Origin of the sequence: Nocardia sp. GP40 (assembly GCF_050434125.1) — a bacterium.
GTDB classification, from domain to species: domain Bacteria; phylum Actinomycetota; class Actinomycetes; order Mycobacteriales; family Mycobacteriaceae; genus Nocardia; species Nocardia albiluteola.
The window spans coordinates 315799-338787 of the sequence record NZ_JBNPVW010000009.1 but is presented as its reverse complement, the minus strand read 5'-3'; the positions used below and the strand labels follow the sequence as shown (position 1 = coordinate 338787).

The following is a 22989-nucleotide window of genomic DNA, read 5'->3' as shown; positions in this document are numbered from 1 at the left end:
CTGTACACCTCGTCATCACGGCTCCACCTCCGGCGTCGCCGAGGGCTCATACGATGGCGGTTGAGGTTGCGGACCCATGTCCAGTTCCGGGCTGATGCCGGACACGGAGACCGCATCGACAGCGTCGCTGATCTGCGTACCGGTCTCGGTGCGGCCCTCGTCGATGCCCGGGTCGGAGAACTCGTGCAGGTACTCGCCGTAGATCCCGTATGCCAGCTCGTGCGCCAAGCCGTCGGCTGCTTCGAACACCATTGGGGACCAATCAGATTCGCCGGTGCTGCCGAATTCGTCCAGGGGGACGACGACCGCGTCGATGACTTCGCGCGGATCGTTTCCAGTGTCTTCGGCGTAGCGGTCGGCGTACGCGTCCGCGTGTGTGCGGTGCTCGTCGGACAAGTCCGCGGCGCTCTGCGCGCTCGCCCAGGCCGCCACCGATGTCGTTGTGTTGTAGGTGTCCTGGCCGTATTCGGCGAGGGTTTCGGTGAATCCGGCTGATCTCCTGCGTGCGTCGATCAGCAGCTTCTTGTACTGGACATCCAGCGAATGTAGGTGCCGTCCCTGTGCCGCGCGGGCCTGGTACCCCTGCACTTTCAGCTTGTGGATCGCGTCCTGCCGGTTGTGCTCGGCCCGCAACCCCCGCACCTGCAGGCGGTTGAGTTTGTCCCACCGCTGCTCCGCGTTCTCACTCGCGGTGCGGCGGCGGACGGCCTCTGCCGCATCGTGGTCCAGTCGCGCCTGTTTGATCTTCACGTCGAGGTCGTGCAGTTCTTTGCCCTGGTCCGACCGGTCGAGGTATCCCTGCTGTTGCAGGGTGTGAATTTCGGTCTTTCGGCCCTGCTCGGCTGCCCGGTCTTCCTGCCGCACAGTGAATTCGGCGACCGAACGCCTTTCCGCGCCGCGGCGTTGCATCAGATTCATGACCATCGCCGAGGTCTGCATGGCCTGGATGAAGCCGGTGCGGACGGCCTGCCCGCCCTCCTCGACCGGGTCTGCGCCACTCATGTCATCACCTCGAGTCCCGTGATCCGCCACGCCGCCAACGGATTCGGACGCCCGGCGCGGGCGTACACGGTGAACGCGATCGGTGCGCTTGTGTCGCTGGGGTGCTGAGTGACCGCCAGCACCCGCGCGGCGGTGAGTGCGGTGTCGGCAGGATGGTCATCCCGGGTCGCCTGCACCTCGGCGGTGACGGTGACGTCCCGCACCGCCCACTGCTGCCATGTCGCGGATGTGATCGGAGCCAGCACTGCTGCTGCCGGTGCGGCGCGAGTCGCGAAATCGGTGTCCATCAGCACCTCCGCCGCCTCGAATGCTGCCCGCGGACTGGCTTGCTCCCTGGGCTTGTAGCTGAACACCGCCCCCGTTGCCGCGGCCATGACCGCGGGCGCGGAGCAGGCATTCACCAGCCCGTAGGGTGCCGGGAACGCCACGGCGCACACCCCTTCGCCAGCGGTGGCGTATTCGTGTCCGCAGCCGGTGACCGCGACACTCACCAGGAACAGCCCGATTGGTGCTAGCCACCGGGCCCTGGCGGGCATCACGGTGTGTCCTGCTGATGGTCGATCAGGGTGGTCAGATCGGCGGTGCGCCACCCGGTCCGTATCCGTGATCCTCGGCAGTAGGCCAGGGCGGGGTTCGTTTGGCGGTCGACGGTCAGGTCCAGCAGCAGACCGCACTCGATTGCCATCAGGTCCAGCGCATCCAGATCCACGGTGTGCGAGTAGGCCAGCACCAACGACACCCTCGCCCCGCCCGCGCCGTAGTCTTCGCGGGCCTTTCCGGCGAGCCAGAGTCCTTGCAGTGCGGCAAGTTCCGCTGCCTCGCGGTCCGAGTCGATCACCAGCTGGCGATGGAATCGTGCGTGCCACACTGGTTTTCGATCCGCACCGCATACCACGAACAGATGCGGAATCGCCGCGGTCCACACCCGCAGACGCGGCCCGGCAGCCGCCGCGGCGGCGACCTGCCGGCGCCGCACACACCGAGGGGCCTGCACGTGAGCCGATCGACCGATGGAGGGCCTCCGCGGCACCGGCAGGCGTCCGTTGGGGCTGCGTCGAGCAGACGACCCGCGGCCGAGCGTTCGCCTGGGCGTCGAGACCGGTTTGCCAGGTTCGCCCCTCGCGGGCTCCGAAGGATGTTGCGGACCGAATGTGGCCGCCCTTTCCGGACCACCCTGTGGTGATGAGAGGAGATGCTGTTGTGTCACAATCGTTTTCCTTCGCTCTGGTCGCCGCTGACCGGGTTCGGTGCCGCGGGCGCGCCGCCTGTTCCTGGTGGTGTGTTGTAGCGGCGTACGTCCATGTGGTCCGAGCCCGCGACCGCGGCGAGAGGGGCCACGCGGGTGGTTTCGCCGTAGGTGGGGGCGTGGATCACCAGGTCTTGGCCGGACTGGCTGCGGCCGAGGTAGATCGCGACGTGGTGCGAGTCCCGCTCGCCCGGCGTGGTGAAGAAGATCAGGTCTCCCGGCGCACGCTGACTGAACGGCACCGGATGCCCGTACCGGGAGTCCTGCTGGGCCTGGGTGTAGTGCGGGAGCCGGATAGCACCCCCGGATGCCTGGTAGATCGCGTACAGCGTGAGCCCCGAACAGTCGAACCCGCCGCCCGTGGGCCCGGTGGCATCCCCGCCGCCCCACACATACGGGGTGCCGATCCACCGCTGGGCCGCCGCGACCGTCGCCGCGCCCAGCGCGGCGTTGTCTCCGCTCAGCGGCGCCCCGGATCCGTCGGTCCCACATCCGGCCGTCGTCATCGTCCCGACGTCGATGTTCGCGAACATCGCATACAACCAGCGCGCCAGCTCCATGCTCGTGACGTAGGCGTCCGGGCCGGATTGCTCGACCGCCTGCGCCAATTCCGCTGACGAAAGCTGTTGTGCGGCATACTTGTCGGCCTGCCGGTAGAACCAGCTGATCTGGTACAGGGGGTTCATGAGCGACGCCATTCCGGCGTTGCGCCAGATGCCGGCGCGCATCTGGTGTGGTCCCACCGAGTCGTGGTCGTAGCCGAGCCCGTCGTTGGCGTAGTGCAGCGACTCGGGCACCGCGGGGTTGGCCAGGTTTCTGTACGTGCTCTCGGTGCCTTGCGCGGCCAGCTCGGAAACGATCACCGCCTCGGGCTCGTGCCGTTGTTTGCCGATCGCTACCCCGTCGCGGGCCAGCCGCAACTGCGTCTCGTTCAACCCCGCAACCGACGCGCCCGTCGCCCCGGTTCCCCCGGCATTGCTCACTGCCGCCGCACACGACTGTCCCGACTCCACCCCGATCACCACGACCACGACGAACAGCAGTACCAAAGGGACCGTAATCGTCAGCGCCAGAAGAGTTTTCGCTGCAAACAACGGTCACCTGCCCGACCCCCCGCGCTGGCGATCACGCCGCGTGGCACCGCCTCGCGCCGGGCAACGACGTGGACGAGCGCGGCCAGCAGCCACCGTGCGGCGCCGGGTCAGGGCGGCACGCAGCAGTACTGCGCTCGGGCAGGCTCCTCCCCTGCCTGCCTGGCTGTCTCGGAACCGACGGTCGGCCGTGGTGGTTCGCATCGCCCACTCGCCCGTCACAACTCGTTCCCAACACCCGGATCGGGCCGACGGAGGCCGGTCTCGGTGGGACCGCCGCTGTCCCATTCGGTGGCACGGTCGGGGTCGAAGACGATCTCGATGCCCTCGATGCCGCCCGGGTCCGGTGAGGCGGGCTCGGCAGCGAGGGTGTTCAGGGCGTTGGTTGCGCGTGCGAGTAACGCCTCGGGGTCAGGGGGCTCGCTACCGGGGTCCAGGATCGGCTTGCGTTCGGGCAGGGACTCGATGGCGCGGCGGGCAGCGTGTTCGATGCCCCGCCAGCTGTAGGCGCGCTGTCGCTCGTCGAGCTGGGCGTCGGTCTGACCGCGCACGGTCAACGCCGTCAGCCACTTCCAGCCAGCGGCGTCTCGATCCCACAATTCGGTGCGTTCGCTTGCGTTCAGGCCGATTACGAGGCTGGTGTCCCGGGCTCGCATCCACAGCGTGCCCATGTTGCGGTGGAACTGTTCTGTGAGTTCACCGGCCGTGCCGTTTGGGTCCAGAGCGCGCCGTTGGTGTTCGACGGTGATCGCGGCCATCTGTTCGAGCTGCCAGATATCGTTGGCGACGCCCTCGATCATGTACGCGCGCACGGGATCCTCACCCTCGCGCATGGTGCGCGGGGAGTGCACGCTGTGGCCCCACCGTTCTCCTCTCCCACCGGCGGCCCCGGCCTTTCTGATGGCGTCGTGGGGAACATAGACCGCGAGCGCGTGGGTGATGAGTTCCTCGCGGTCGGCCTGCAGGACGAGCAGATGGGTTCGCCAGGTCTGTATCGGAGCGTCCGCACTGCCGAAGTGCGGCTTGTAGACCGGGTATCCGTCCCGCAGGAGCTCGGCGTGGTTCGCGAAGTTGTTCTGGATGCGTTCCAGCAGCCGCAGCTTCCAGCTGGGCAGCGAATTCACCCCTGAGATCGAATGAGTCATTGTCGATCCTCTTGTTCTGATAACGGTTGGGCTGCATCGGAATCGGCGCCCGAACCACCACCGGTTGCAGCCCCGGAGGTGCGCGCAGATGCGTCGGTCAGGTGGTCGAAACGACGGTTGGTGTTGTGGATGTCGCTGTCCCGCTCGGCCGCGACGAAACTCATGCGGAACGGAATCCCCGGCTCGTTCGCCTCGCCGGTCTTGAGTAAGAAACATCCTGTGCCGGGCGGGATTTCGCGGGCTCCCGTATGGTCGGCGTGGTCGTCGGTCGGGGGCCGGGGTGCGGCCCAGGAAGTGATGAGAAGTTTCTCGGTGTCGCTGATGGACACCGCGGCGCGGAGCCGGTCGATCTCCTCGGGACCGACCGGGCCGATAATCTTCGCCCGTGACCTCTCGAACAGACCCAGAGCCTTGGCCTGGGCGGCCGGGGAATTGTAGGCGGACAGGTCCTTGATGGTGTGCGAGCACATGATCAGCCCGGTACCCAAGGGTCGTTGCAGGCGGGACAGGGCGTCGGTGCGGTCGACCATGAACTCCCCCGCGCCCAGGACCCGCCAGATCTCGTCCATGACGACGTGGAAGATCCGGTGGGGGGCGAGGCCGGCGTCCGCCAGGGCGTGTGCGGCGGCGACTGCGCCGAATCCCTCGCTCCAGCAGACCATCAGGACCGCGGCCAGGAGTTTGGTGTCGCCTTCGGGGACCTTGGAGACGTCGATGCAGACCGCGGGACTGCTCAGGTCGAGGGTGGTGCTGGTGTGGCGGTCGAAGATGTCGCCCCACGGGCCTTCCACCAGTGCCCGCAGCGAGCGACGCAACATTTTGGTGCCGCTCCGGTACGAGAGCTCGTCGTCCTCTTCGGCCGAGCGGCGCAGGTGCTCGGTCCCGGCCGAGATCACCGCCAGCAGATCCGACAGCAGCGGGGGCCGCTCGGGGGTGAATCCTCCTGTAGGACTGTAGAGTTCGCGCAGGCCAGCAACCAGGAGGGTTTCCTCGTAGTCGGCCACGCGCGCACCGCGGACCAGTTCGATCAGCCCGGAGACGATGGTGACCTGGCTGGCCTCGACGCGGGCGGTGATCTGCCGGCGCTGGTCGGGGTCGGTGATCTGGTTCAGGACGCCGCCGAGGGTGCCGACGGCCAGGGGGTTGATCGATCCGTATCCGTAGCCCAGCTCGACGACCTGGCCGCCGAGGGTTTCCACGAGGTCGCGGTAGTCGGGTTTGGTGTCGCCCATCGCCAGCACGGTGTCCCCGGCCGCGACCGCACCAGTGACCAATCTCCGGATCAAGCTGCTCTTGCCGAATCCGTTGAGTGCCAGGATGAATGCGCTCGGTGCGGTGATGTATCCGCGCAGGAACCAGCTCATGGGGTCGAAGTGCACGGGGGCACCGGTGACGTAGTGGCTACCGACCGGGACCCCGACCGTCGGGGCGGTGGCGCCGACCGCGAACGGCCACAGCCCGGCAACCTGCGCGGTCGTACCCCGCCACTCCGGTGTCGAGGGCACCACACCGGAACGGCCGCCACCCGCTCCGGCGTAGCCGCGGTCGGTCAGCCGGGCCAGCGGCCGGTCGAACCCGTCTCGCCCATCGTCCTGGATACGACGTACCGCGGTGGCACGCCGGTGATCATCACGCGAGAGCTCCACCCGCGCCCACGCAGCTCGGATCCCGCCGCGGGCCGCCCGCCGCTCGGTGACAGCACGCGCTTCAGGGGCCAGGACCGCGATCCCGCCGAGGCGGGTGTACCGGCCTCGCTGCGCTGGTGTGGTGTCGTCGCTGTTCATGTCGTGGCTCTCCGGGGGACCGAGGTGTGCTCGGGCAGGATCAGCCCGATGCCCAGCGAGGCGGCGAACGCGGCGGCCTGGGTGGCGTAGCAGCGGCGAATGCCCAACCGCGAGGCGGCGGCCATGTCCTTGACCGAGGCCTCGATTCCCGGCAGGTCCGCATCCAGGGGGGCGGTGGCGGTGATCCAGGCCCCGAATCGGGTCAGGCCGGCGCCGCGGGCCTGTTCGAGGCGCGCGGCGCGGGTGTTGTCCACGCGGATCGACGCCGAGGCCGAGGCGATTCCGCGTTCGGTTTGCTCGGCGGCCAACGCGTCGCGGAAGTCGTTGTCGACCAGGTCGCTGGCTTCGGCGGCAGAGTGCAGCCGGTACACGATCGCGACCCGTTTGCGGGGCACGTCCGCGCGCGGTTGCAGCAGCTTTTCCAGCGCGGTCTCGTACACCGCGCCCCGCGGCGCCAGATCCATCTCCCACGTGATCGAACGGGCACCGTCGTGCAGGTAGTGATCCCACCGATCCTCGTGCGCCACCGGCCCCACCGACCGCCACGACTGGGTCTGCAGGATCTCCCGCCCGGCTGCCTCCACATCCCGCTGCGCGGCCAGATCGAAGCGGGACCGCACCAACCCCAATATTTCCCACGCTTCAAGCGGAGTTGCGGGGAGGCCGGCGCGGGCCAATTGGGACAGGACCCCTTGGAGGCGTTGGCCGATCTCGCGGGCCTGCTCGGCGGTATCGCGGCGGACACGGCCCTGCCCGAACGCCCGATAGGTGATCGCGACCCGCGCCTCCACCCGCACCCCGACCCCGCCGATATCGGCGGCGGCCTGCTGCATCACCACCCGCGCCCACTCGGGCGCCTCCGGCCGGATCAGGCGCGCGACCTCCCGCCGCTGGGACAGATGGGTTTCGACGACGTGATCCAGCACCGAGGTCACCGCGACCACTTCCCCGCCCCGGGACTGGTTCGCCAGGAAATCCCCGTATCCAGCGACCCAGGCATCGATCTGGGATTGATCCACCAATTCCTTGCCGCGGGGCAGCACCCGCAATATCACCGTGTAGTGATCCGTGCGGCGCACATGCACCAGCCCGAATCGCTTCCCGCCGGGGGTTTCGTACTCGCTCAACCGCGAACTGGCCACCAGCCCAGGCAGTTTCGATATGCCGGGGATGCGGGAGAACCGGCCCGCCCGATACAGATCCTCGCCCTTGATTCGCGCGAGGGCGTACTGCGTGCGCAGGACCGCGATCTCCCACCCGCTACGGCCACCGATCGTCACCGCCATCGGAATGAACACGATTGCGGCACAACCGATCACCACTCCGGTGACCTGGAAGGACCGGGTGATCATGAAGGTGAGCATGATCGTCACCACCAGCCCGAGCCCGAGCATCGAGACACCCCAGGTCAACCCGAAAAATCCTGCGGAGCGGGGCTTTTCCCACCGTCCGTACATTCGTGTGGTCACCGCCGCACCTCCATCGGCCCGGGCGCGTCGGGATCCCATCCGGATTCCCCGGTGTCACGCGCCCCGCTCTCGGCTGCCGCACCGAGCTTCTGCACGCCCTGCGACACCGTCTGCGCACCCGCCACCGCCGCACCCGCCGGACCTGCTCCGGCAGCGGCAGCCGTGCCTCCCCCCGACGCCGCGCCCGCGGGCGACGCTGCTGTGGCGCCCGCGTCGCCGCCCGCAGTGGGTGCCCCGGCGCCTCCACCGGTAGCTCCCGCACGGGTACCTCCCCCTGCGGTGCCGCCAGAGAGTTGCCGTCCTGCGCCGGGTGATCCTCCGGCCGGGGGTGGAGGATTCGACGGAGGCGCACCTCCACCATTGCCACCACCGGCCGAACCGTCGTTTTCGGTGACTTTGCGCGCTTCGGCACCGTCCCCACCACCGCTGGCTCGCCCCATGCCCACGCCCAACGCTGAACCGGCCAGAGCAGCAGCCGCGCCGCCACCGCCGCCGAGTGTGGCCACGGCGGGGGCGATCAGCCGCATCAATGCCGGCAGGATCACCGCGACCATCATCAGCAGAATCAGTGCGAGCAGCGATATCTGCGGATCAGGGTGTTGTGCACTGCTATTCGCGCCACCCGCGCTGAAGGCAAGTGCATAGACCAAGGCGCCCACCGGTTTCCACAACAGGAAAGCCAACGCCCAGGACAGCATCCGCTTGTACGCTTGAGACCCTGGACCAGTCCCCGCCGCCGCGGCTGCGATCGGCAACGCCGCCACCACCAGGATCAAGAACGCCTGCCGCACGACGAGCATGACAAGCTGCACGAGCATGCTGATGATCCCGAACAGGCCGATGACCAAGACCAGGCCATCACCCAACACATTCGTCATGAACGAGTTCAGCGAGGTCGCGAACACATTGGCGTCGCCGCGGCTGGCATCGGAAATCACCCAGTCCGAGAAGGCATCCCCCGCTCGCGTACCGACGGTGACGACGGCGGCAAAGGTCATGGACGCGAAGATCGCCCGCGCGAAGACCAGGAAGGTCTCCTGCGCTTCGCCGGCGACTCCGCCTCGTTTCGCCAGCGCGAGCCGGGCGGCGGCGAACATGATGCCCGCGATCATGAGCAGCACCTGCAGTCCGCTGGTGTAGCCCTGAATATCCGCCAGCACAGGACCCGGCTCGCCGGTCGGCGAAGCAAGATTCGGAGACGGAAACTTGGTCCACCACGTCAAGGCATAGCGAAGGCAGTCACCGAAGCCGGACAGCAGGCTCTGCGTGAACGAATGCAGCGCTGAACCGGCCACATCGGCGGCTGCTTGTTTTCCGGCCTGACCCAGCTGGTGTAGCTGGCAGGTCACATTGAGCGGGGGCGCCAGCAAGCACGTCGGGTCGGGTAATGATGACGGGCCTTGGCTACGCCACAGCCCCAGAGGGGTAGCGGCAGCGTGCAGCGTGAAGGAGTCGGTGGTCACGGGGTGCTCCTCCATTGCCCGAAGTCCGACAAGTCCGCAACCGGGACAGCGGGCTGCCACAGCGTTTCGAGATCGTCAGGGACTCGCACACGCCAGTCCCCGCCGGACCAGGCCATCGGCCAGACACCGTATGCCCAGCCGTCACTCGCGCGGACGGCGATCTGGACGACGGCGAAGTCGGGCCGGTAGTCGGTCAGGACCCGGATTCCATCGGGCACGATGGCGTACTCGGCGGCGTCGGGTGTGCTGGTTCGGCTGCGGGCGATGCGGTCGATCAGGGCTTGGCCGCCGCCGAGGTATCGTTCGCGGATCACGTTCTGCCACACCCCATCCGGGGCGGCGACAGTGCGGGCGAGGGCGTCACATGCTGCCAAGGCCGCACCCTGTGGGGTGTCCGCGAATCCGGACGCGATGCCGTTGCTGATCTTTTCGGGTCCGTCACTGGCCGATACTGGCAGCGCCGCCCCGCCCCAGCTACGCTGCCAATCCAATCCAGCCGGCGGGGTTGTCAGGTAGGCGGGGCTGCGGGGGTCCGGTCGGGTGCCGGGGTTTTGCGGCAGCGCCTCACCGGCACCGTCGGCAGGGATGTCGAGGCGGTTCCCGTTCAGGTCTATGGTCGGAGCCTTGGCTGGCGTCGACGGCCGCGAAGGCGCCGGGCCGGTAGTCGTGTTGGTGTCGGCAGGCCGGTGGGGTGCCGGGGTGTTGTGGTGCGGGATCGCCTCGAGCGCGACCACCGCGACGATCGCCACCGCGATGCTGATGATGACGCCGGCCTGAATGCGTCCGATGCTCATGGCCTGCCTGCTTTCACCTGGTCAGCGCGGTCATGTCGGCCGGAATGTGGGCGATCGCTGTCACGGGGTCGTTGTGGGACTGATTGGGCAGCAACAGTTTCCAGTCGTTGTCCAGCCACAGGACGGTGGCGGTGTTCGCGGTCAGCGAGCTGTCGGGCTGCCGGGTGTAAATGACGATCTCCGCCCGCGACTGCGTGTAGCTGCGCAGGCTGTACCCGAGCATGGTCGGCGGATTCGTTGTCGGTGCGGAGATGGAAATCTGCGCCCGGGCGATAGCCCAGGCGTCCCGGCCAGGGCCGGAGGCGAGCATGCGCTGGCCGATCGCGGCGAATTGGTCGTCGGTGGCCACCGACATCCGCACCGTCGCCTGAATGGCCGCCAGGGCGGCACCGACGGGTGTGCGGTCGTAACCCGTGGCAACCGTCCCGTCATCGTCGTGAGGTCCCTGGTTCGCAACCGGGAGCGTGATGCCTTGAAAGACAGTCGATTCCAGGTGCGAGGGCCGCGCATGCAGATCGGCGCCGGTCGTCGGGGACAGTGGGGATGGGTGGGCAGCGCTGCCGCAGCCGGTCATCGCGCTCAGCACCGCCAGCCAGATCATTACGGAGACCGCTCGCAGGGGCGGTGTTCGTATCGGTGTGGTCATTGCTGACTTCTTTCATTTTCACGGGGTGGGAAGTACGGCTGCGGCGATGGCGGATGCCGCGCCGAGCAGGAAGGCGGCCAGCCCGGATCCGATCGCTCCTTCGATGGCCTCGTCGCGATACAGGCGCATGAGAAGCTGAGCGCCGACCCAGATCAGCCGAGCTATACACAGCAGCAGCACAATCCAGTCCAGCCAGCTCAACAGGGTCATGATCAGATCGGTCACCGTGGCGGGGAGGGGCTTGTAGTTCATGACCGGTCCCGCGAGGTGCCGAACGGATCGGCGACATCTGCGTGGTAGGCGACATCGAGGGCCTGCAAGATGAACTCCGCGGCGCGGTCAGGGTAGGCATGCGGCAGGGAATGCCCGGCGGCGGGGACGATTTCGCAGTCGGCCCAGATCAGATCCGCCAGCTCCAGGGCTTGCGCGGTCGGGACGATGGGGTCGAACTCGCCGGCGACGACGAATGTCGGCACCTCTCGCAGCTGGGTGACCAGTTCGGGCGACAGGCTGGTTCGGCGGTATTGGCCTAGCGCGTCGGCGATGACGCGGTGGTCGCACTGTGTCGCAGGCATCGGGTGAGCGTGCCGCCGGAACATCCGTGTCAGGAGCCGGACCGCCGCGGCCGACATCGGCTCCAGTGCGCCGTGCCGCCAGCGATGCATATTCTTCGCCATGTTGCGATACAGCCTTGGGAGGCTGGGGAATTCGGGAATTTCGGCGCTGCCGTTGAAGATCACGAACCCTGCCAGTGCCGCGGCGCGGTGCGGGTATCGCTCGGCCCATGCGTGTGCGAGCAGAGATCCTGTCGAGTGGGTAACCAGTAGCACCGCACCGGTGGTGCGGGTCAGTACGAGGTCCAGGTCCTCGGCGAGGTGTTGCATCGTGGTCGTCGAGCGCCGGTGTGGGCGATCGGAGTTGCCGTGTCCGCGTTGGTCGTACACGATCTGGGCGATGCCGCCATCCAGGCGCTCGTCAAGCCGCTGGGTCACCGGCGCCCAGTACGTGGAATCGGCGAGCAGGCCATGGATGTACACCACGGTCGCCGGTGCCCCGAGCGCGCCCAGCCGATGGGCCGCGAGGGCGAGTCCATCGCCGCCAGGAATGGTCAGTGCGCAGTGGCCGGAGTGCATGGTGCGGGCCTCCCTTACCGTCGACGTAGGTGCCCGGTAGCGGCCACCACCGTTACAGGTCAGTTCCGGATTTTTGTTATGAAACATGCTGGGAGAGAAGGGGTTTGTAATCATGTCAATGCGCTGATGCGGCTAGGACTTCCTGCATGATCTGCCCGGCGCTGGTGGCGAGGATTCCACCGGCCAATGCCGCGAGAACGATCTTGGGAGACTCGACCGCGCCGCCGTGCCAGCGTTCCCAGGCGAACTTGCCGCCGGCGTAGATCAGGGCGGCGATACCCGCGAGAGTCACCAGCCAGGCGACCCAGTCGACGATGTGGACCAGGCCGCTGGATCCGGGCGGTGGGCTCGGGGTGATCGGTATGGTTCCAGGGGTGGCGACGCCGTTGAGGAATGCGTAGATCATCAGCTTCCCCTGCTTTCCTGTTGTGCCTGTTGCCGTTCGGCGGCGATACGGGCGGTGATGGCCGCACCGGCCTGGTGGACATCGGCCGGGACAGCGCGGGTGAGGTGGGCGCGGCGGGGTGGGGGTGGATCGAACGGTGCGTACCGGGCCAGCTCGGCCAATTCGTGGACGATCAACTCCTCGTGCCACCGGATCGGCCAGATCGCGTCGTCCGGGACCAGGTCGGCGACGGTGCGCCGGAACCTCCGCACGGCGGCGGGGATCCGGCCGGGCCGGGCCGCGATGAGGACAAGTCCGACGAGGCTGACACCCTCGGGGGCCAGGCCCGCGTGCCATTCGCGCAGGCGATCCGCGGCGGCGGTCAGGCCCGGAATGCACTCACGCGCAGCCAGCACAACACGTTGGGTGGTGCGGGCAGAGCCTGGCCAAGCCACACCCGCGTCGGCGGCGGCCGCCCACCAGCGCGCCAGCGTCGATGCCCCGGCACCCCCGTGCGCACCGACCACGGCGAACAGCGGCGGGTGCGGGCCGGTGGTGGGTAGCGGTGTCTCGCGGATCGGGGCGGCCCGGTCCGGGCTGGGTGCCTCGATGGTCGCGGGGTCCAGACGCGCAGGTGGTTCCCCGGCGGTGTCGATGGCGCGTAAAGGGCTGGTGCGCATGGTTATTGCTGCTTCTGGATGTTGCTGATCTGCAGGCCGGCGGGGGTGCGGCGGGTGTTGATCAGTTGGAGGTAGTCGGTGCGGCTGCCGTCGGGGTGGAGCTCGGCCAGGTGCACGGTGGCGGTGTCGGGCGTGATCGGGGTGATCGCGACGCAGTGGGTACTGCCCGGCGGGATCGTTGCGATGCCTGCGGCGAGCGCTGCGGCGGTGATTCCGCTGTCCGCGGCCAGGGTGCGGATCGCTTGGTCGGCCGAGCGGGACGAGTAGTAGGCGGCCTCGAATGTTGAGATCAGTCCGGTGACGCTGTCGGCGGGTCCTGGCTGGTCGGTGATCGTGGCGCCGGACAGTCCCCGGCAGGCGGCTGCCTGCGGCGTCACGGTGGCCGATAGCGTTGTCGTGTGTCGAGCGGTTCTCGCTGCTGGTTGGCTGGCGTGAGTCGCGGTGAGTATGTTCAGCACCACCGCTCCAGCAATCGTTGCGACTGTCAGTGTTATCGCCACTGCCAGCACAGGTTTCGACATTGATGTGTGGGATTTTCCTGCTGGATAGCATGTTTCGGATGGTTTCGATTCGTGGAGCCATTCCCACTCGTTCTCGGTTCGAGCCGCTTTCTGATTGGATGTGTTGGTGTGCAGTGGGATTGGATCGGTGGTGGTGATCCATCCCCAGCCGTGTTCGCTATCGGTGGGTGTTTCGATGGTGGGGGGCATGGTGTTCACCTCCGTGGGCGTGGATGGGTGTGGGGCCCTTCGGGGAGACGGTCCGCGAGGGAAAACCGATTTCTCTCCGGATTGATGGCGCTGAGAGTGGTCTCCGCCGAAGGGGTCTTTATGGGCTCGTCGCCGCGGTGGCGGGCGTGGAGCCGGGTCCGGTGGCAGTGGGTTGGGTCGATGTGGGCGCTGTCTCGGCGTTGTCTGGAGTCGTGGTGGGGCTGCTGGTGGCCGGTGTCGTCGTGTGGTCGTGGCTGCTAGGTTCGGGTGCCGGCGGTGAGGCGGGCTCGGTGGCCACGATGGTGTGTGCGAGTGCGGTGAGCCAGGTGGCGACGGCGGTGAATGCTGGTGTGCCCTGCGGGGATGCCGAGGTGGTGGTGTAGGCCTGGCCGCTGCTGGTAGTGGTGTCGCTGTATTGGGCTTGGGTGGCGACGCCGTACAGGTCGCTGCCGTTGGTGACGGTCGAGGTCACAGCCGTGAATGCTTGATTGAGCCAGCCCAGCGCGGTCTGCGGGGGAACGAGCTCCGCGACCGCCCCGGCCAGCTTGACCCCCAGGTCCGCGATCGCCGCGCCGGGGTTCGCCAGCCCGACCGTGGCGAGTTCGGCGATCGTGGCGGGAGAAAAGACCTTCACCGCGATCGACACCGCGGTGCTGAGTCCGATGGTCCCGAGCCGGAACAAGGCACCCAGAATCTGGTCCGGGCCAGGCATCGGGGTGTTCGGGTTCGAGGCAACCGCGAGACGCTGCCCGAGGGATTGGGTGGGCTGGTAGGACAGTTGGTCCAGACTGTCGCCCTGGATGTCCTGGCTCGCCACCCCGACCGCGGTCTTCCACACCGTTCCCGCGAGAGCCTGTGCGACGGTGGTGATCGCGGAGATCGGGTCGTGCAAGTTCGATTGCGCGGCGATGTTGTGGATCGTCTGCTCGATCGGTGTGCCCGCCGGGGTGCCACACGACAGGTCCCCCGGCGCGCACAGATCCACCAGGCGACCGGTCAATGTGCCGTAAGCCGCTGGCCCGCTGGCGGTTTGGCCGATTCCGGAACCAGTGACGGACACGTCGGTGAAGGTGATTCCGCTGGTCGAGGATGCGGGCAGGCCAGGCGGGGAGTTCGGGGTGGTCTGTCCCGGCGGCCGGCCGGGGAATACAGGTGTTCCGCTGGCGCGGGCAGGGTTCGCGAACAGTGCGACAGCCACGACCTTCTCTGCGGGCACCGGTCCGGTCCCGGCACCGACCTGGTGCGCGAACGCGGACACCGCCGCCGCGCCGTCGCCGTATCCGATGGCCGCGATCCGGGTCCGGGAGCACCGGGTCACCACGTCGTGTGCCCAGGTTCCGAGCTGTCCGGCTGCGGTGCTGACGGCCTGGTCGTAGGGCAGCACCGCCCCGTCGGCGTTGTGGCCGTACGGCACGTATGCGCGTTGAATCTCGTCGTCTGGGGAGGCCAGGGAGGTGAAGAACGCTCCGAGCGCGCCGCTGTCGGTGGTGGGTCCGGCGTCCGGGGGTGCTTGGTCCGGGCCCTGCACCGCCAGCACGTACAGTGCCGGGCAGTTGCCCTCCAGCGGCACCGAATCCGTTTGCGCCCAGCTGGATCCACTCGTCACGAGGACAAGGATCGCCGCGGCACACAGACCAATCAGCGTGCTGAGCGTCCGTCGTCGGCTGATGCCGCGGAGCACGCGGGCGCCATGGCCTCTTGCTACATCGTCGTGTGGCATGATTCTCACCTCCTTCAAGTCGAGCGCGATGGCCTAATCGCCTGATCTACAACAGGTTTCAGACACGGACTGTCTGTGGCTTCCCGGTCACGGGTGGCCGGGTCCGGCGGTGTCGTCGTCCGCGGGGTCGGGTGGGATGCGGGGGCAGTTGAGGTCGCGGGTGAGTCGTTCGAGGGCCTCGGCGATTCCGGCGATGGCGGCACCGGTGTGGTCGGTGTCGTATTCGGTCCAGGTCACCTCGGTACCTGCGGCCTGGTAGTGGGTACGCAGGGAGTGCCCGAGGTATGAAGGGACGATGGTGTCGGCCGTGCCCTGATAGAGGTGCACCGGTACCTCCGGTACGCCCAGACCGGTGATCTCCCGGGCCAGCACGTACCGCCACATCGGGTCGTTCCACGGGTCGGGTCGGTCGCACCAATCCCCGAGCGGTCGGCGGTACTTCTCGAACAACTGCGGAGCGGTGAGATGTTCCGCGGCAGATACGATCCGGCGTCCCTCATCGGTCAGCACGTGCCGCAGGGGCAGATGTTGGTGCGCTCGGGACAGGCCGATCAGACCGGCCAACCCGAGCACCGACCACCGGCCGTTACCCAGCCGGGCGGCCAGGTCACCCGGGTCGGTGACCACGGCCCCGGCCGCGACGGCCCGCAGCTCGACATCCGGTGCGTAGTCGTTGCTGAGCTCCGCAGCGCCGATCGCGGTGCGGCCGCCGTCGGCGTACCCCCACGCCACCACCGGTGCGGTGCTGGCGTCGATATCGGGCAAACCTCGTGCTGCCCGGGCGATGTCGAGGGCCACATGTGCTGCGGCGCCGCTGGCCAGGAACGTATGGGGGCCGGTTCCGCTCACGCCCATGCCTTCGCCGTCGGGGATCGCGACGGTGAATCCCGCTGCCAGGGCCGCGAGGATCGCTGCGGTTTCCGGTTCGCGGCCGTCCGGCAGCAGCTGTGAGGGCGCCGGTCCGCCCAGGCCGTGAAATCTGGGGCAGTACACCAGGATTGGACCGGATCCGGTCGACGGCTCGTGTTCGGGGGCAACGATGATGCCCGAGACGGGGATCAGTTCGTGGTACGAGTCGGACGAGACGTACACGATCTGCCACGCATCGCCCGTGAATGGAAGGCCAGGTAGTTCGATCTTGCGGACCCGCAGCAGGTCTCCCGGGCGGCGGCCGTGCTCGATCACGATCGGGGCGTAGTGACTGTCGATGTTCGGGGTGGGGGTGGTGGTCATGGGTGTCTCCCAGCGATGTCGTGAGCAGAAGCGATGAGCCAGGCGATGCCCGGCGCGAGTTGCCCGGTGACGGCGTAACCGGTGTGCGCGGCAACGGTGTTGGCGTAACCGGCCCACACCAGCGGATTGGCCAGGTCCGCGTTGTCCGCGGCCAACTGCCCCACCGCGCCAGCGAGTTGCCCGACCAGAGACGGCAGCACCCCGAGCGGGTTGCCGATCACGGTGTTGGTGATCTGCGCCCAACGAGCTGCCGCTTCGCCAGCCTGGCCCGGGAGCGGTGCAGGGATCCGAGGGTCCGCCGCATCAATGAGGCGCTGCGACAACGTTTTCTGTGGCGCATACTCCACAGTGCCAGGCCCGAGACGGACGTCGTTGTCCAGGATCGTGGTCCACGCGCTGCCGAAGGCAGTGCCCAGTAATGCGTTGAGCGATCCCAGGGCGGCGATCGGGTTACGCAGATCGGCCTGCGCAGCCAAGCGTGCCGCGAACCGCAGCAACCCGGCGCGGTCGGGCGCGGCGCAGGCCAGGTCACCCAGGGCGCAGATCTCGGCGACCCGGCCGGTCAGGGTGCCGAAACTCTGACCGTTGCTGGCGATGCCGCTCCCGGCCAGGGTCGGACTGGCGATCTGCACTCCGGACACCGCGGCTCCGCTGGTGCCCGGGGCCGGGTCGGGTCTGCTCTGGCCCGGACGGCCCGGAAAAGCAGGCGACCCGTCGGGCCGGTCCGGATCCGCATACAGCTCGATCGCGGCGACACGGTTCGCTGCGATCGGCCCGTGTCCGGCGCCGATCTCCTGGGCAACCGTCGAAAATGCTTCCGCGCCTTGAGAAAACCCGACGCCACCGACCATCGTTGCCGGGCAGGTCCGCGTAATCTGTTGTAGGGCGTCCTGGAGCTGGCGTATCGCGTCGGTGACCGAAGTGATGTATGGGGCGGTGCCGCCGCCGGGCACTGCGCCGCCGAACCCGGCGGGGTACCCGATGTAGCTGCGCTGCACCAGGGTCGGCACCGCCGCCTGCACCGGGCCCAGCAATGCGCCGAGCAGGTTGACATCAGCGGTCGGGCTCGCGGACGGTGACGACTGCCCCGTCCCCTGCACCGCCAGCACATACAGTGCCGGGCACGAGGGTCCGATCGGCACCGCCTGCGCCGCAGGAAGTCCGATGGCCCCGGCGGCGAATACTGTCCAGGCGCTCGCGGCCATGACCGCGGCCGCCCGCATCGTCCGTCTGGTTCTGCTCACCGCTGACCGACCCCCACTCCGGCACCGAATCCGGCACCGACTGTCCCGGCTGCCAGAGCCCCCGCCGCGGCGGCCGGAATTCCCGCGATAGCCGCGCCGGCCACTGCTCCGACCGCGGCACCGATCGCGGTGCCTGCCACTCCGGAGGTGATGGTGCCGATCACTGGGACGGCAATCACCGTGCCGATCGCAGCGCCGGCGATGCCGCCGATGGTGCCGCCGACCGCCGCCCCGACCACCGCCCCGGCCGCCGCGACCGGAGCGCCCGCGACCACCGCGCCCCCGGCTCCGGCGACCGCAGCACCCACGATGGTGGCGCCCGCGACCCGGTCCGACCGTCCGGGTGGTAGCCCAATCGAGTCCAGGGCCGTAGCAACCTGGGCCTCGGCACCGGCGGCGACGTTGTTGATCGTGTCGCGGACATTCGGCGGAAGACATGGCGGCGACGGAGCCTGCCACTCGCCGATGCGAAGGGTCTTGGCCGGCGGGCGAATCGGTGCCACCGGCCGCACCGGCACGGGCAGATGCAGATCCTGAATCCGCACCGGGGGCGCCGGCGCGGCGGTGGGCTCGGGACGGGGAACCGGTCCGTTACGCACCGCCGGGGGTTGAGACGCCGCGGGTACTGGTACGGGGGGTGGAGGAGGCGGGGCGGGCGCGACCGTACCCGGCTGACTCGGGCCCGTCACACCCGGCTGTTCGGCAATCACCTCCGGCCTGCTGGCCATCGCGACACCACAACAGCAGGACACGATCGCCAGCGACACCACTGTAGTCGCGACCGGACGGTAAGCCCGGGGTCTTCTCCCTCGCGGTCGTTCGTACGTCAGCGCGTGACATCCCACTGCGCCTAACCCCGCACGCGTTCGCGCGTGTGGCACCGGTGTACTGGATCTGGACATGCCGAATTACCCCTTCATGGGTGAATGTGGAGAGGTGATGAGAGAAAAGAAAAGACAGCCGCAGCTCGTATCCGGTGGGCCCCGGGCGAGTGAATCCCCGACCAGAGGCCCCGGTCAAACCCCGATCAGAGAGGCAGGAACGCCGCTGCCTGCTGGGCCAGCCAGACCCCGTCCTGAATGATGATAAAGACGTCTGCAACAAGCGATAGCATTTAATCTTCCTTCCGATGTTGGATCACTGTCAGACACCACACAACCCTGGAAGCTCAAAGAAATCCACTGTTCCATGGAACTCAATTTGCATCACATACAATTTGCGCGCACCGTGAATATCCCCGTTTATCAGCGCCGATAAGGCATATGTGATGCCGTGTGTGTACAACCAAATTTCTTGGCCCGTGATGCATCTGGGCCACTCCAGCCCGCCGCGACCACCCATGGAGCCGATAGTTAATCTGCGGCAATCCAAGGGCGAATGTCTCGATTGCGCCACACCGGATGGTCTGGTAATCATGGAACCGCTTGGGGGAAATCTTCGAATCTATCGAGACAGCAGACATCGATGAAAGACAGTGAAAATTGGGGGGACCATGCCGAACAGTCGCCGAGGAGCCGCTCCGGGCGGGCATCGGGCAACGCTCGCCCCTCCCCCGACGTCGAGGTTTCCGTCATCGCGGACTATCTCAAACTGCTGCGGGACGAGAGGCACTGGTCGCGCCCGCAGGTCAGCGCGCTAACCGGTGTGAGCTGGCATCAGATCCGCCAGGTCGAGCGCGGCATTCGTAACGCAACCAGCGACGTCGTCGAGAAGCTCATCGCCGCCTATCAGCTGTCCCCAGCACAGGCTCGCTATACGCGGGAGCTGCTGATGCCGGCCCTGCCGTTGCCGCACCTGCCGGGACTCCGCGCTCAGGTCCGCCAGACACCACACCTCGTCGACCACCTCACCGATCTTGCAGATCGGGGAGTGCTCGGGGTCTGCGTCGATCCGTCCGGCAGCATCTTGGCGTCCAATACTCCGATGGATGAGGCGTTTCCCGGGCTCGCGCAGGCCGGCAACGTCATGAGGTGGTGGTTCAGTCCTGCGGCCGCTCCCATCGTCGTCGACTGGGACGCCCGCACCGACCTGGTCGTCGCGCTGTTCAAGGCCGCTATCGCTCGGCACCGGTGTGCCCCCGAAGTCACCGACCTCATTCGCGATCTGAGCCGATCGGGGGCCTTTTTGTGGCCGTGGGTGCACAGCACCCGCGTGGTCTACACCTGTCCCACCGACGCCCCACTGAGGCTTCGCCGTCCCAGCGACGGCGCCGAATACGCCGTTGTCGTGCATCGCAGCGACGTCGATAGTTCCGGACAGATCCGGCGGTACGCACTTCTTCCTCTCGACTCCACCTCGACCTCCCCCTCGTCGCGGCCACCCTCCCCAGCACTGTGATCCCACATCACACCAACCCGGCCCAGCGGTAGTTCTGGAATTGTCGAATGATGTTCAGCGGGTGCGGTTCCGGCGGATCTGGGATGGCGTGCTCTGGTACCGGTCCCGGAAGGCCGCGGTAAAAACGGACACCGAGCGGATACCCGATTCGGTGGCAATCGTCAGCACGCTGCTCGTGTCGGACGGGTCCCGCAGGCGCTTCCATGCCACCTCGAGTCGCGCCTGCTGAAGCAACTTGGCCGGAGTGGGCAAGCCCGACTCGCGCAGTGCCCGTTCGAGCTGGCGCGTCGAGCAGCCCAGATGCTCCGCGATCGAGGCGACCGTGACGGCGGGATCCCGGCAGTACTTGGCAATATGGGCCCGTGCATCGGCGGCGAGCCCGGCGAGGTTGGTCAGCTCCGTCGCCTGATGGGGATCCAACGACTTCACCAGCAGGTCGACCAGATTGTTCCCCAGGCTGACGAATTCGTAGGCCGACAGCGTCTCACGGTGGTGAGCCAGGTCCTTGGTCATCGACACCACGCTGCGAAGCATGGCTCGTTGCGGATCCAGCTGCAGCGGCGGCCGATACCGGTGCTGCTGCGACAACGCCTCGCTGGGAACGGACAACAGCCACGCTCCCGCGACGTCGTGCTCCATCTCCAACGGCCGAGCACAGCTGTACATGCCCATCTGCCCGGGCTCCAACGAGACCACTTCCTCGTCTCGGCGCAGCGTGATCCGGCCGGCCACCGGGATCACGAGCCTCGCCGACTCGTTCGAGTCCTGCCGGACGTGCTGCGGCGTGCGCCGGTAGTGAACCGGCGTGGACTCGAATCCGACCACCCGGAACTCTTCCAGGTTCGCATCGCCGAGTTGCTGGATACTGATGGTCCCGGAGAACTCTCGCGTGTCCGCGATATCGAACCCGACTTCACCGTGGTGGGCGTTGATGATCGCTCCCCACGCATCGATGCGATCGGACTCAGGCAACTCCGAGGTGGTGTGTGTTATCGGCTCGTACCGGAGATCGGTCACGGTGTTCGCCTCCCGTCGCAGATCCGGTGAAACCTGTCGTGGATCCGGTCGACTCCCCCGCCCGGTCACGCATAGTTTTTGTGATCATACCCCTAAATGTATTTTCAATAGGCTCAGGAGAGGTTATGATTGACGGTTACGCTGAAGTCAATGGGACGCGGATCGCGTACTTCGATCACGGGCAGGGCACACCAGTCGTGCTCGCACACTCGCTGTTCTTCGACCACAGCATGTTCGACGCCCTGGTAGAGCTGCTGATTGACGCCGGATACCGGACGATCACATACGATCACCGCGGACAAGGCACCAGCAGGCGCGAGCCCCGAGCAGACCTCTCCGTCGACATCCTCGCCGAGGACGCCGCCAGGCTGATCGACCATCTGAACGTGGCACCGTGTCACTTCGTCGGCAACTCTTTAGGCGGGATGGTCGCACTCCGACTCGCGGCACGCCGCCCTCACCTGTTGCGGTCGGCCGCAGCACTGGGTGCATCGGCCGATCGGGAGTACAGGCTTGCCGAATTCGTGCCCCTCGCCGCGCACCTCTCCGAGCATGGACCGGCCGACATCGTGGACCAGCTCATGTTCATCATGTTCGGCGATACCAGCCTCGCCAACCCCGACTCCACCACGATCTCGTCCTGGCGGACGTACCTCACGCAACTGGACCCCTCGATCGGCGACGCGGCCTACGGAGTCATCTACCGCCACGGCATCCTCGAAGAGCTCCACGGCTGCCAAATTCCCGTCCTGGCAATCGCCGGCACCGAAGACCACGCCTACCCACCCCCTATCTCCACCACCAAGATCGCCAATGCCGCCGGAGGCCGATCCGTCACCATCCCAGAAGCAGGGCACTCGGTCGCGCTGGAGCGACCCAAGGAAGTCTTCCAAGCGCTGATGGCTCACTTCACCGCAGATCGTCGATGACCCCGATCTGCGAATAGGTACCCCACATCTGCCACAGCTACGTGTAAGGACCCGCATGAACGGACGGCCCAACAACCGCAAGCAGCATCCCGTCAACGAGCGCCCGGTCGCACGGATGCCTGCCCTACACCACTACCTGCGCCAGCTCCGAGACGAGCCGCCGAAATTGTCACGCAAGATGGTCTTCGACCGCACTGGGATCAGCGAGATCTACCTTCGACAACTCGAAAAGGGCGACCGCCACCCCAGTGCCGAGATGATCGGCAAGCTGATCGCCGCCTATCAGCTGAGCCCCGCCCAGGTCCGTTACATCCACGAATTGCTGGCTCCTGCGATACCTCTCGTACCCCGGAACACTCTCCGCGACCACCTGGACCGCACACCAGTCCTGATCGACCAACTCTCCGCGCTCGACGTTCGGGGCGTGCTCGCTGTCTACACCGACCCGATCGGCAGCGTACTGGCGATGAACAAGTCGATGAGCAGGACGTTCGCCGGTCTGGAAGAGACCGGCAATATGCTGCTGTGGTGGCTCGGCCCCACAGCCAAACAGATCATCCTGGATTGGGAACCCGACACCGACTTCATGGTCGGATCGTTCAAGGTCTCCCTCGGCCGCCACCGCACCTCACCGGCTGCCAACCACCTCTTCCGCGACCTGCGACGCTACAAGGCTTTCACCCAACGATGGCTCACCAGCACATTCGTCGCGTACGACCGCGCAACCACCGAACCGCTTCGCCTTCGCCGCCCTTTCGACGGTGCCGAATTCACTGCCACAATCCATCGAACCGACATCACCGACTCACGGCAGATAATCCTTCATACCCTCTACCCAACCCTCACCAATACCGCACTTCGCGGTGCGCGAACACGTTTACGTTCCTCGTCCCTGGGCACGCAAGGTAACTGTTCGTCGAATTCCTGTACGGGCGCCCGAATGTGATGCAAATTGAGTCCC

At 67.2% G+C, this 22989-nt stretch carries 23 protein-coding genes; 3 read left to right on the top strand and 20 right to left on the bottom strand.

The window, feature by feature from the left end; all coding sequences use genetic code 11:
- Positions 1-15: 15 nt before the first annotated feature.
- The 19 genes from ABH933_RS27120 to ABH933_RS27030 form a co-directional block, all read right to left on the bottom strand.
- A complete protein-coding gene (locus ABH933_RS27120; protein WP_429426583.1) occupies positions 16-1002 on the bottom strand; it encodes a hypothetical protein in 987 nt (328 codons plus the stop codon).
- A complete protein-coding gene (locus ABH933_RS27115) occupies positions 999-1538 on the bottom strand; it encodes a hypothetical protein (protein WP_429426586.1) in 540 nt (179 codons plus the stop codon). Before ABH933_RS27115 ends, ABH933_RS27120 begins: the two co-directional genes overlap by 4 nt.
- On the bottom strand, positions 1538-1978 hold the full coding sequence (locus tag ABH933_RS27110) for a hypothetical protein (RefSeq protein WP_429426589.1): 441 nt from the start codon (positions 1976-1978) through the stop codon (positions 1538-1540). Before ABH933_RS27110 ends, ABH933_RS27115 begins: the two co-directional genes overlap by 1 nt.
- A 227-nt stretch (positions 1979-2205) precedes the next feature.
- On the bottom strand, positions 2206-3342 hold the full coding sequence (locus tag ABH933_RS27105) for a C40 family peptidase (RefSeq protein ID WP_429426592.1): 1137 nt from the start codon (positions 3340-3342) through the stop codon (positions 2206-2208).
- A 215-nt stretch (positions 3343-3557) separates the two neighbouring features.
- A complete protein-coding gene (locus tag ABH933_RS27100) occupies positions 3558-4484 on the bottom strand; it encodes a hypothetical protein (protein ID WP_429426594.1) in 927 nt (308 codons plus the stop codon).
- On the bottom strand, positions 4481-6268 hold the full coding sequence (locus ABH933_RS27095; protein WP_429426596.1) for a hypothetical protein: 1788 nt from the start codon (positions 6266-6268) through the stop codon (positions 4481-4483). Before ABH933_RS27095 ends, ABH933_RS27100 begins: the two co-directional genes overlap by 4 nt.
- Positions 6265-7737, bottom strand: coding sequence for an SCO6880 family protein (locus tag ABH933_RS27090; RefSeq protein ID WP_429426598.1), 1473 nt, complete (start codon positions 7735-7737; stop codon positions 6265-6267). Before ABH933_RS27090 ends, ABH933_RS27095 begins: the two co-directional genes overlap by 4 nt.
- Positions 7734-9200, bottom strand: coding sequence for a hypothetical protein (locus ABH933_RS27085; RefSeq protein ID WP_429426600.1), 1467 nt, complete (start codon positions 9198-9200; stop codon positions 7734-7736). The genes ABH933_RS27090 and ABH933_RS27085 overlap by 4 nt, the downstream gene beginning before the upstream one ends.
- Complete coding sequence (locus ABH933_RS27080; RefSeq protein ID WP_429426602.1) at positions 9197-9994, bottom strand: hypothetical protein; 798 nt, start codon at positions 9992-9994, stop codon at positions 9197-9199. Before ABH933_RS27080 ends, ABH933_RS27085 begins: the two co-directional genes overlap by 4 nt.
- A 13-nt stretch (positions 9995-10007) precedes the next feature.
- A complete protein-coding gene (locus ABH933_RS27075; RefSeq protein ID WP_429426604.1) occupies positions 10008-10640 on the bottom strand; it encodes a hypothetical protein in 633 nt (210 codons plus the stop codon).
- A gap of 18 nt (positions 10641-10658) precedes the next feature.
- Complete coding sequence (locus tag ABH933_RS27070) at positions 10659-10892, bottom strand: hypothetical protein (RefSeq protein ID WP_429426607.1); 234 nt, start codon at positions 10890-10892, stop codon at positions 10659-10661.
- On the bottom strand, positions 10889-11860 hold the full coding sequence (locus tag ABH933_RS27065; protein WP_429426609.1) for an alpha/beta fold hydrolase: 972 nt from the start codon (positions 11858-11860) through the stop codon (positions 10889-10891). The genes ABH933_RS27070 and ABH933_RS27065 overlap by 4 nt, the downstream gene beginning before the upstream one ends.
- A 28-nt stretch (positions 11861-11888) precedes the next feature.
- The gene (locus ABH933_RS27060; RefSeq protein WP_429426611.1) at positions 11889-12179 is read right to left on the bottom strand and encodes a hypothetical protein; all 291 of its coding nucleotides are present in this window, start codon (positions 12177-12179) and stop codon (positions 11889-11891) included.
- Positions 12179-12838, bottom strand: coding sequence for a DUF6668 family protein (locus tag ABH933_RS27055; protein ID WP_429426614.1), 660 nt, complete (start codon positions 12836-12838; stop codon positions 12179-12181). The genes ABH933_RS27060 and ABH933_RS27055 overlap by 1 nt, the downstream gene beginning before the upstream one ends.
- 2 nt (positions 12839-12840) lie before the next feature.
- Entirely contained in the window at positions 12841-13215 is a 375-nt protein-coding gene (locus ABH933_RS27050) for a hypothetical protein (protein ID WP_429426616.1), read from the bottom strand.
- Between the two features lie 451 nt (positions 13216-13666).
- Positions 13667-15154 (bottom strand): cutinase family protein, encoded by a 1488-nt coding sequence (locus ABH933_RS27045; RefSeq protein WP_429426618.1) that lies wholly within the window; start codon positions 15152-15154, stop codon positions 13667-13669.
- 201 nt (positions 15155-15355) lie between these two features.
- Positions 15356-16501 carry a lipase family protein gene (locus ABH933_RS27040; RefSeq protein ID WP_429426620.1) on the bottom strand — a complete coding sequence of 382 codons (1146 nt, stop codon included), beginning with the start codon at positions 16499-16501 and terminating at the stop codon, positions 15356-15358.
- Positions 16498-17745: a cutinase family protein gene (locus tag ABH933_RS27035; RefSeq protein ID WP_429426622.1), complete on the bottom strand. Its 1248-nt coding sequence runs from the start codon at positions 17743-17745 to the stop codon at positions 16498-16500. Before ABH933_RS27035 ends, ABH933_RS27040 begins: the two co-directional genes overlap by 4 nt.
- On the bottom strand, positions 17742-18344 hold the full coding sequence (locus tag ABH933_RS27030; RefSeq protein WP_429426624.1) for a hypothetical protein: 603 nt from the start codon (positions 18342-18344) through the stop codon (positions 17742-17744). The genes ABH933_RS27035 and ABH933_RS27030 overlap by 4 nt, the downstream gene beginning before the upstream one ends.
- Before the next feature lie 865 nt (positions 18345-19209).
- On the opposite strand from ABH933_RS27030, the gene ABH933_RS27025 reads away from it, so the two are divergent.
- On the top strand, positions 19210-20082 hold the full coding sequence (locus tag ABH933_RS27025; RefSeq protein ID WP_429426626.1) for a helix-turn-helix domain-containing protein: 873 nt from the start codon (positions 19210-19212) through the stop codon (positions 20080-20082).
- Positions 20083-20136: 54 nt separating this feature from the next.
- Here ABH933_RS27025 and ABH933_RS27020 read toward each other — a convergent pair whose 3' ends face one another.
- A complete protein-coding gene (locus tag ABH933_RS27020; protein WP_429426628.1) occupies positions 20137-21099 on the bottom strand; it encodes an AraC family transcriptional regulator in 963 nt (320 codons plus the stop codon).
- A gap of 125 nt (positions 21100-21224) precedes the next feature.
- On the opposite strand from ABH933_RS27020, the gene ABH933_RS27015 reads away from it, so the two are divergent.
- Together ABH933_RS27015 and ABH933_RS27010 are read left to right on the top strand one after the other, a co-directional pair.
- Positions 21225-22028: an alpha/beta fold hydrolase gene (locus tag ABH933_RS27015; RefSeq protein WP_429426630.1), complete on the top strand. Its 804-nt coding sequence runs from the start codon at positions 21225-21227 to the stop codon at positions 22026-22028.
- A gap of 55 nt (positions 22029-22083) precedes the next feature.
- Positions 22084-22974 carry a helix-turn-helix domain-containing protein gene (locus ABH933_RS27010; RefSeq protein ID WP_429426632.1) on the top strand — a complete coding sequence of 297 codons (891 nt, stop codon included), beginning with the start codon at positions 22084-22086 and terminating at the stop codon, positions 22972-22974.
- Positions 22975-22989 lie beyond the last annotated feature (15 nt).

Excerpts from the sequence above, each read along its gene's own strand:
- ABH933_RS27120 (WP_429426583.1), bottom strand. The coding sequence starts at position 1,002 with ATGAGTGGCGCAGACCCGGTCGAGGAGGGCGGGCAGGCCGTCCGCACC.
- ABH933_RS27115 (WP_429426586.1), bottom strand. The coding sequence starts at position 1,538 with ATGCCCGCCAGGGCCCGGTGGCTAGCACCAATCGGGCTGTTCCTGGTG.
- ABH933_RS27100 (WP_429426594.1), bottom strand. The coding sequence starts at position 4,484 with ATGACTCATTCGATCTCAGGGGTGAATTCGCTGCCCAGCTGGAAGCTG.
- ABH933_RS27095 (WP_429426596.1), bottom strand. The coding sequence starts at position 6,268 with ATGAACAGCGACGACACCACACCAGCGCAGCGAGGCCGGTACACCCGC.
- ABH933_RS27080 (WP_429426602.1), bottom strand. The coding sequence starts at position 9,994 with ATGAGCATCGGACGCATTCAGGCCGGCGTCATCATCAGCATCGCGGTG.
- ABH933_RS27075 (WP_429426604.1), bottom strand. The coding sequence starts at position 10,640 with ATGACCACACCGATACGAACACCGCCCCTGCGAGCGGTCTCCGTAATG.
- ABH933_RS27070 (WP_429426607.1), bottom strand. The coding sequence starts at position 10,892 with ATGAACTACAAGCCCCTCCCCGCCACGGTGACCGATCTGATCATGACC.
- ABH933_RS27065 (WP_429426609.1), bottom strand. The coding sequence starts at position 11,860 with ATGTTTCATAACAAAAATCCGGAACTGACCTGTAACGGTGGTGGCCGC.
- ABH933_RS27060 (WP_429426611.1), bottom strand. The coding sequence starts at position 12,179 with ATGATCTACGCATTCCTCAACGGCGTCGCCACCCCTGGAACCATACCG.
- ABH933_RS27055 (WP_429426614.1), bottom strand. The coding sequence starts at position 12,838 with ATGCGCACCAGCCCTTTACGCGCCATCGACACCGCCGGGGAACCACCT.
- ABH933_RS27040 (WP_429426620.1), bottom strand. The coding sequence starts at position 16,501 with ATGACCACCACCCCCACCCCGAACATCGACAGTCACTACGCCCCGATC.
- ABH933_RS27025 (WP_429426626.1), top strand. The coding sequence starts at position 19,210 with ATGAAAGACAGTGAAAATTGGGGGGACCATGCCGAACAGTCGCCGAGG.
- ABH933_RS27015 (WP_429426630.1), top strand. The coding sequence starts at position 21,225 with ATGATTGACGGTTACGCTGAAGTCAATGGGACGCGGATCGCGTACTTC.
- ABH933_RS27010 (WP_429426632.1), top strand. The coding sequence starts at position 22,084 with ATGAACGGACGGCCCAACAACCGCAAGCAGCATCCCGTCAACGAGCGC.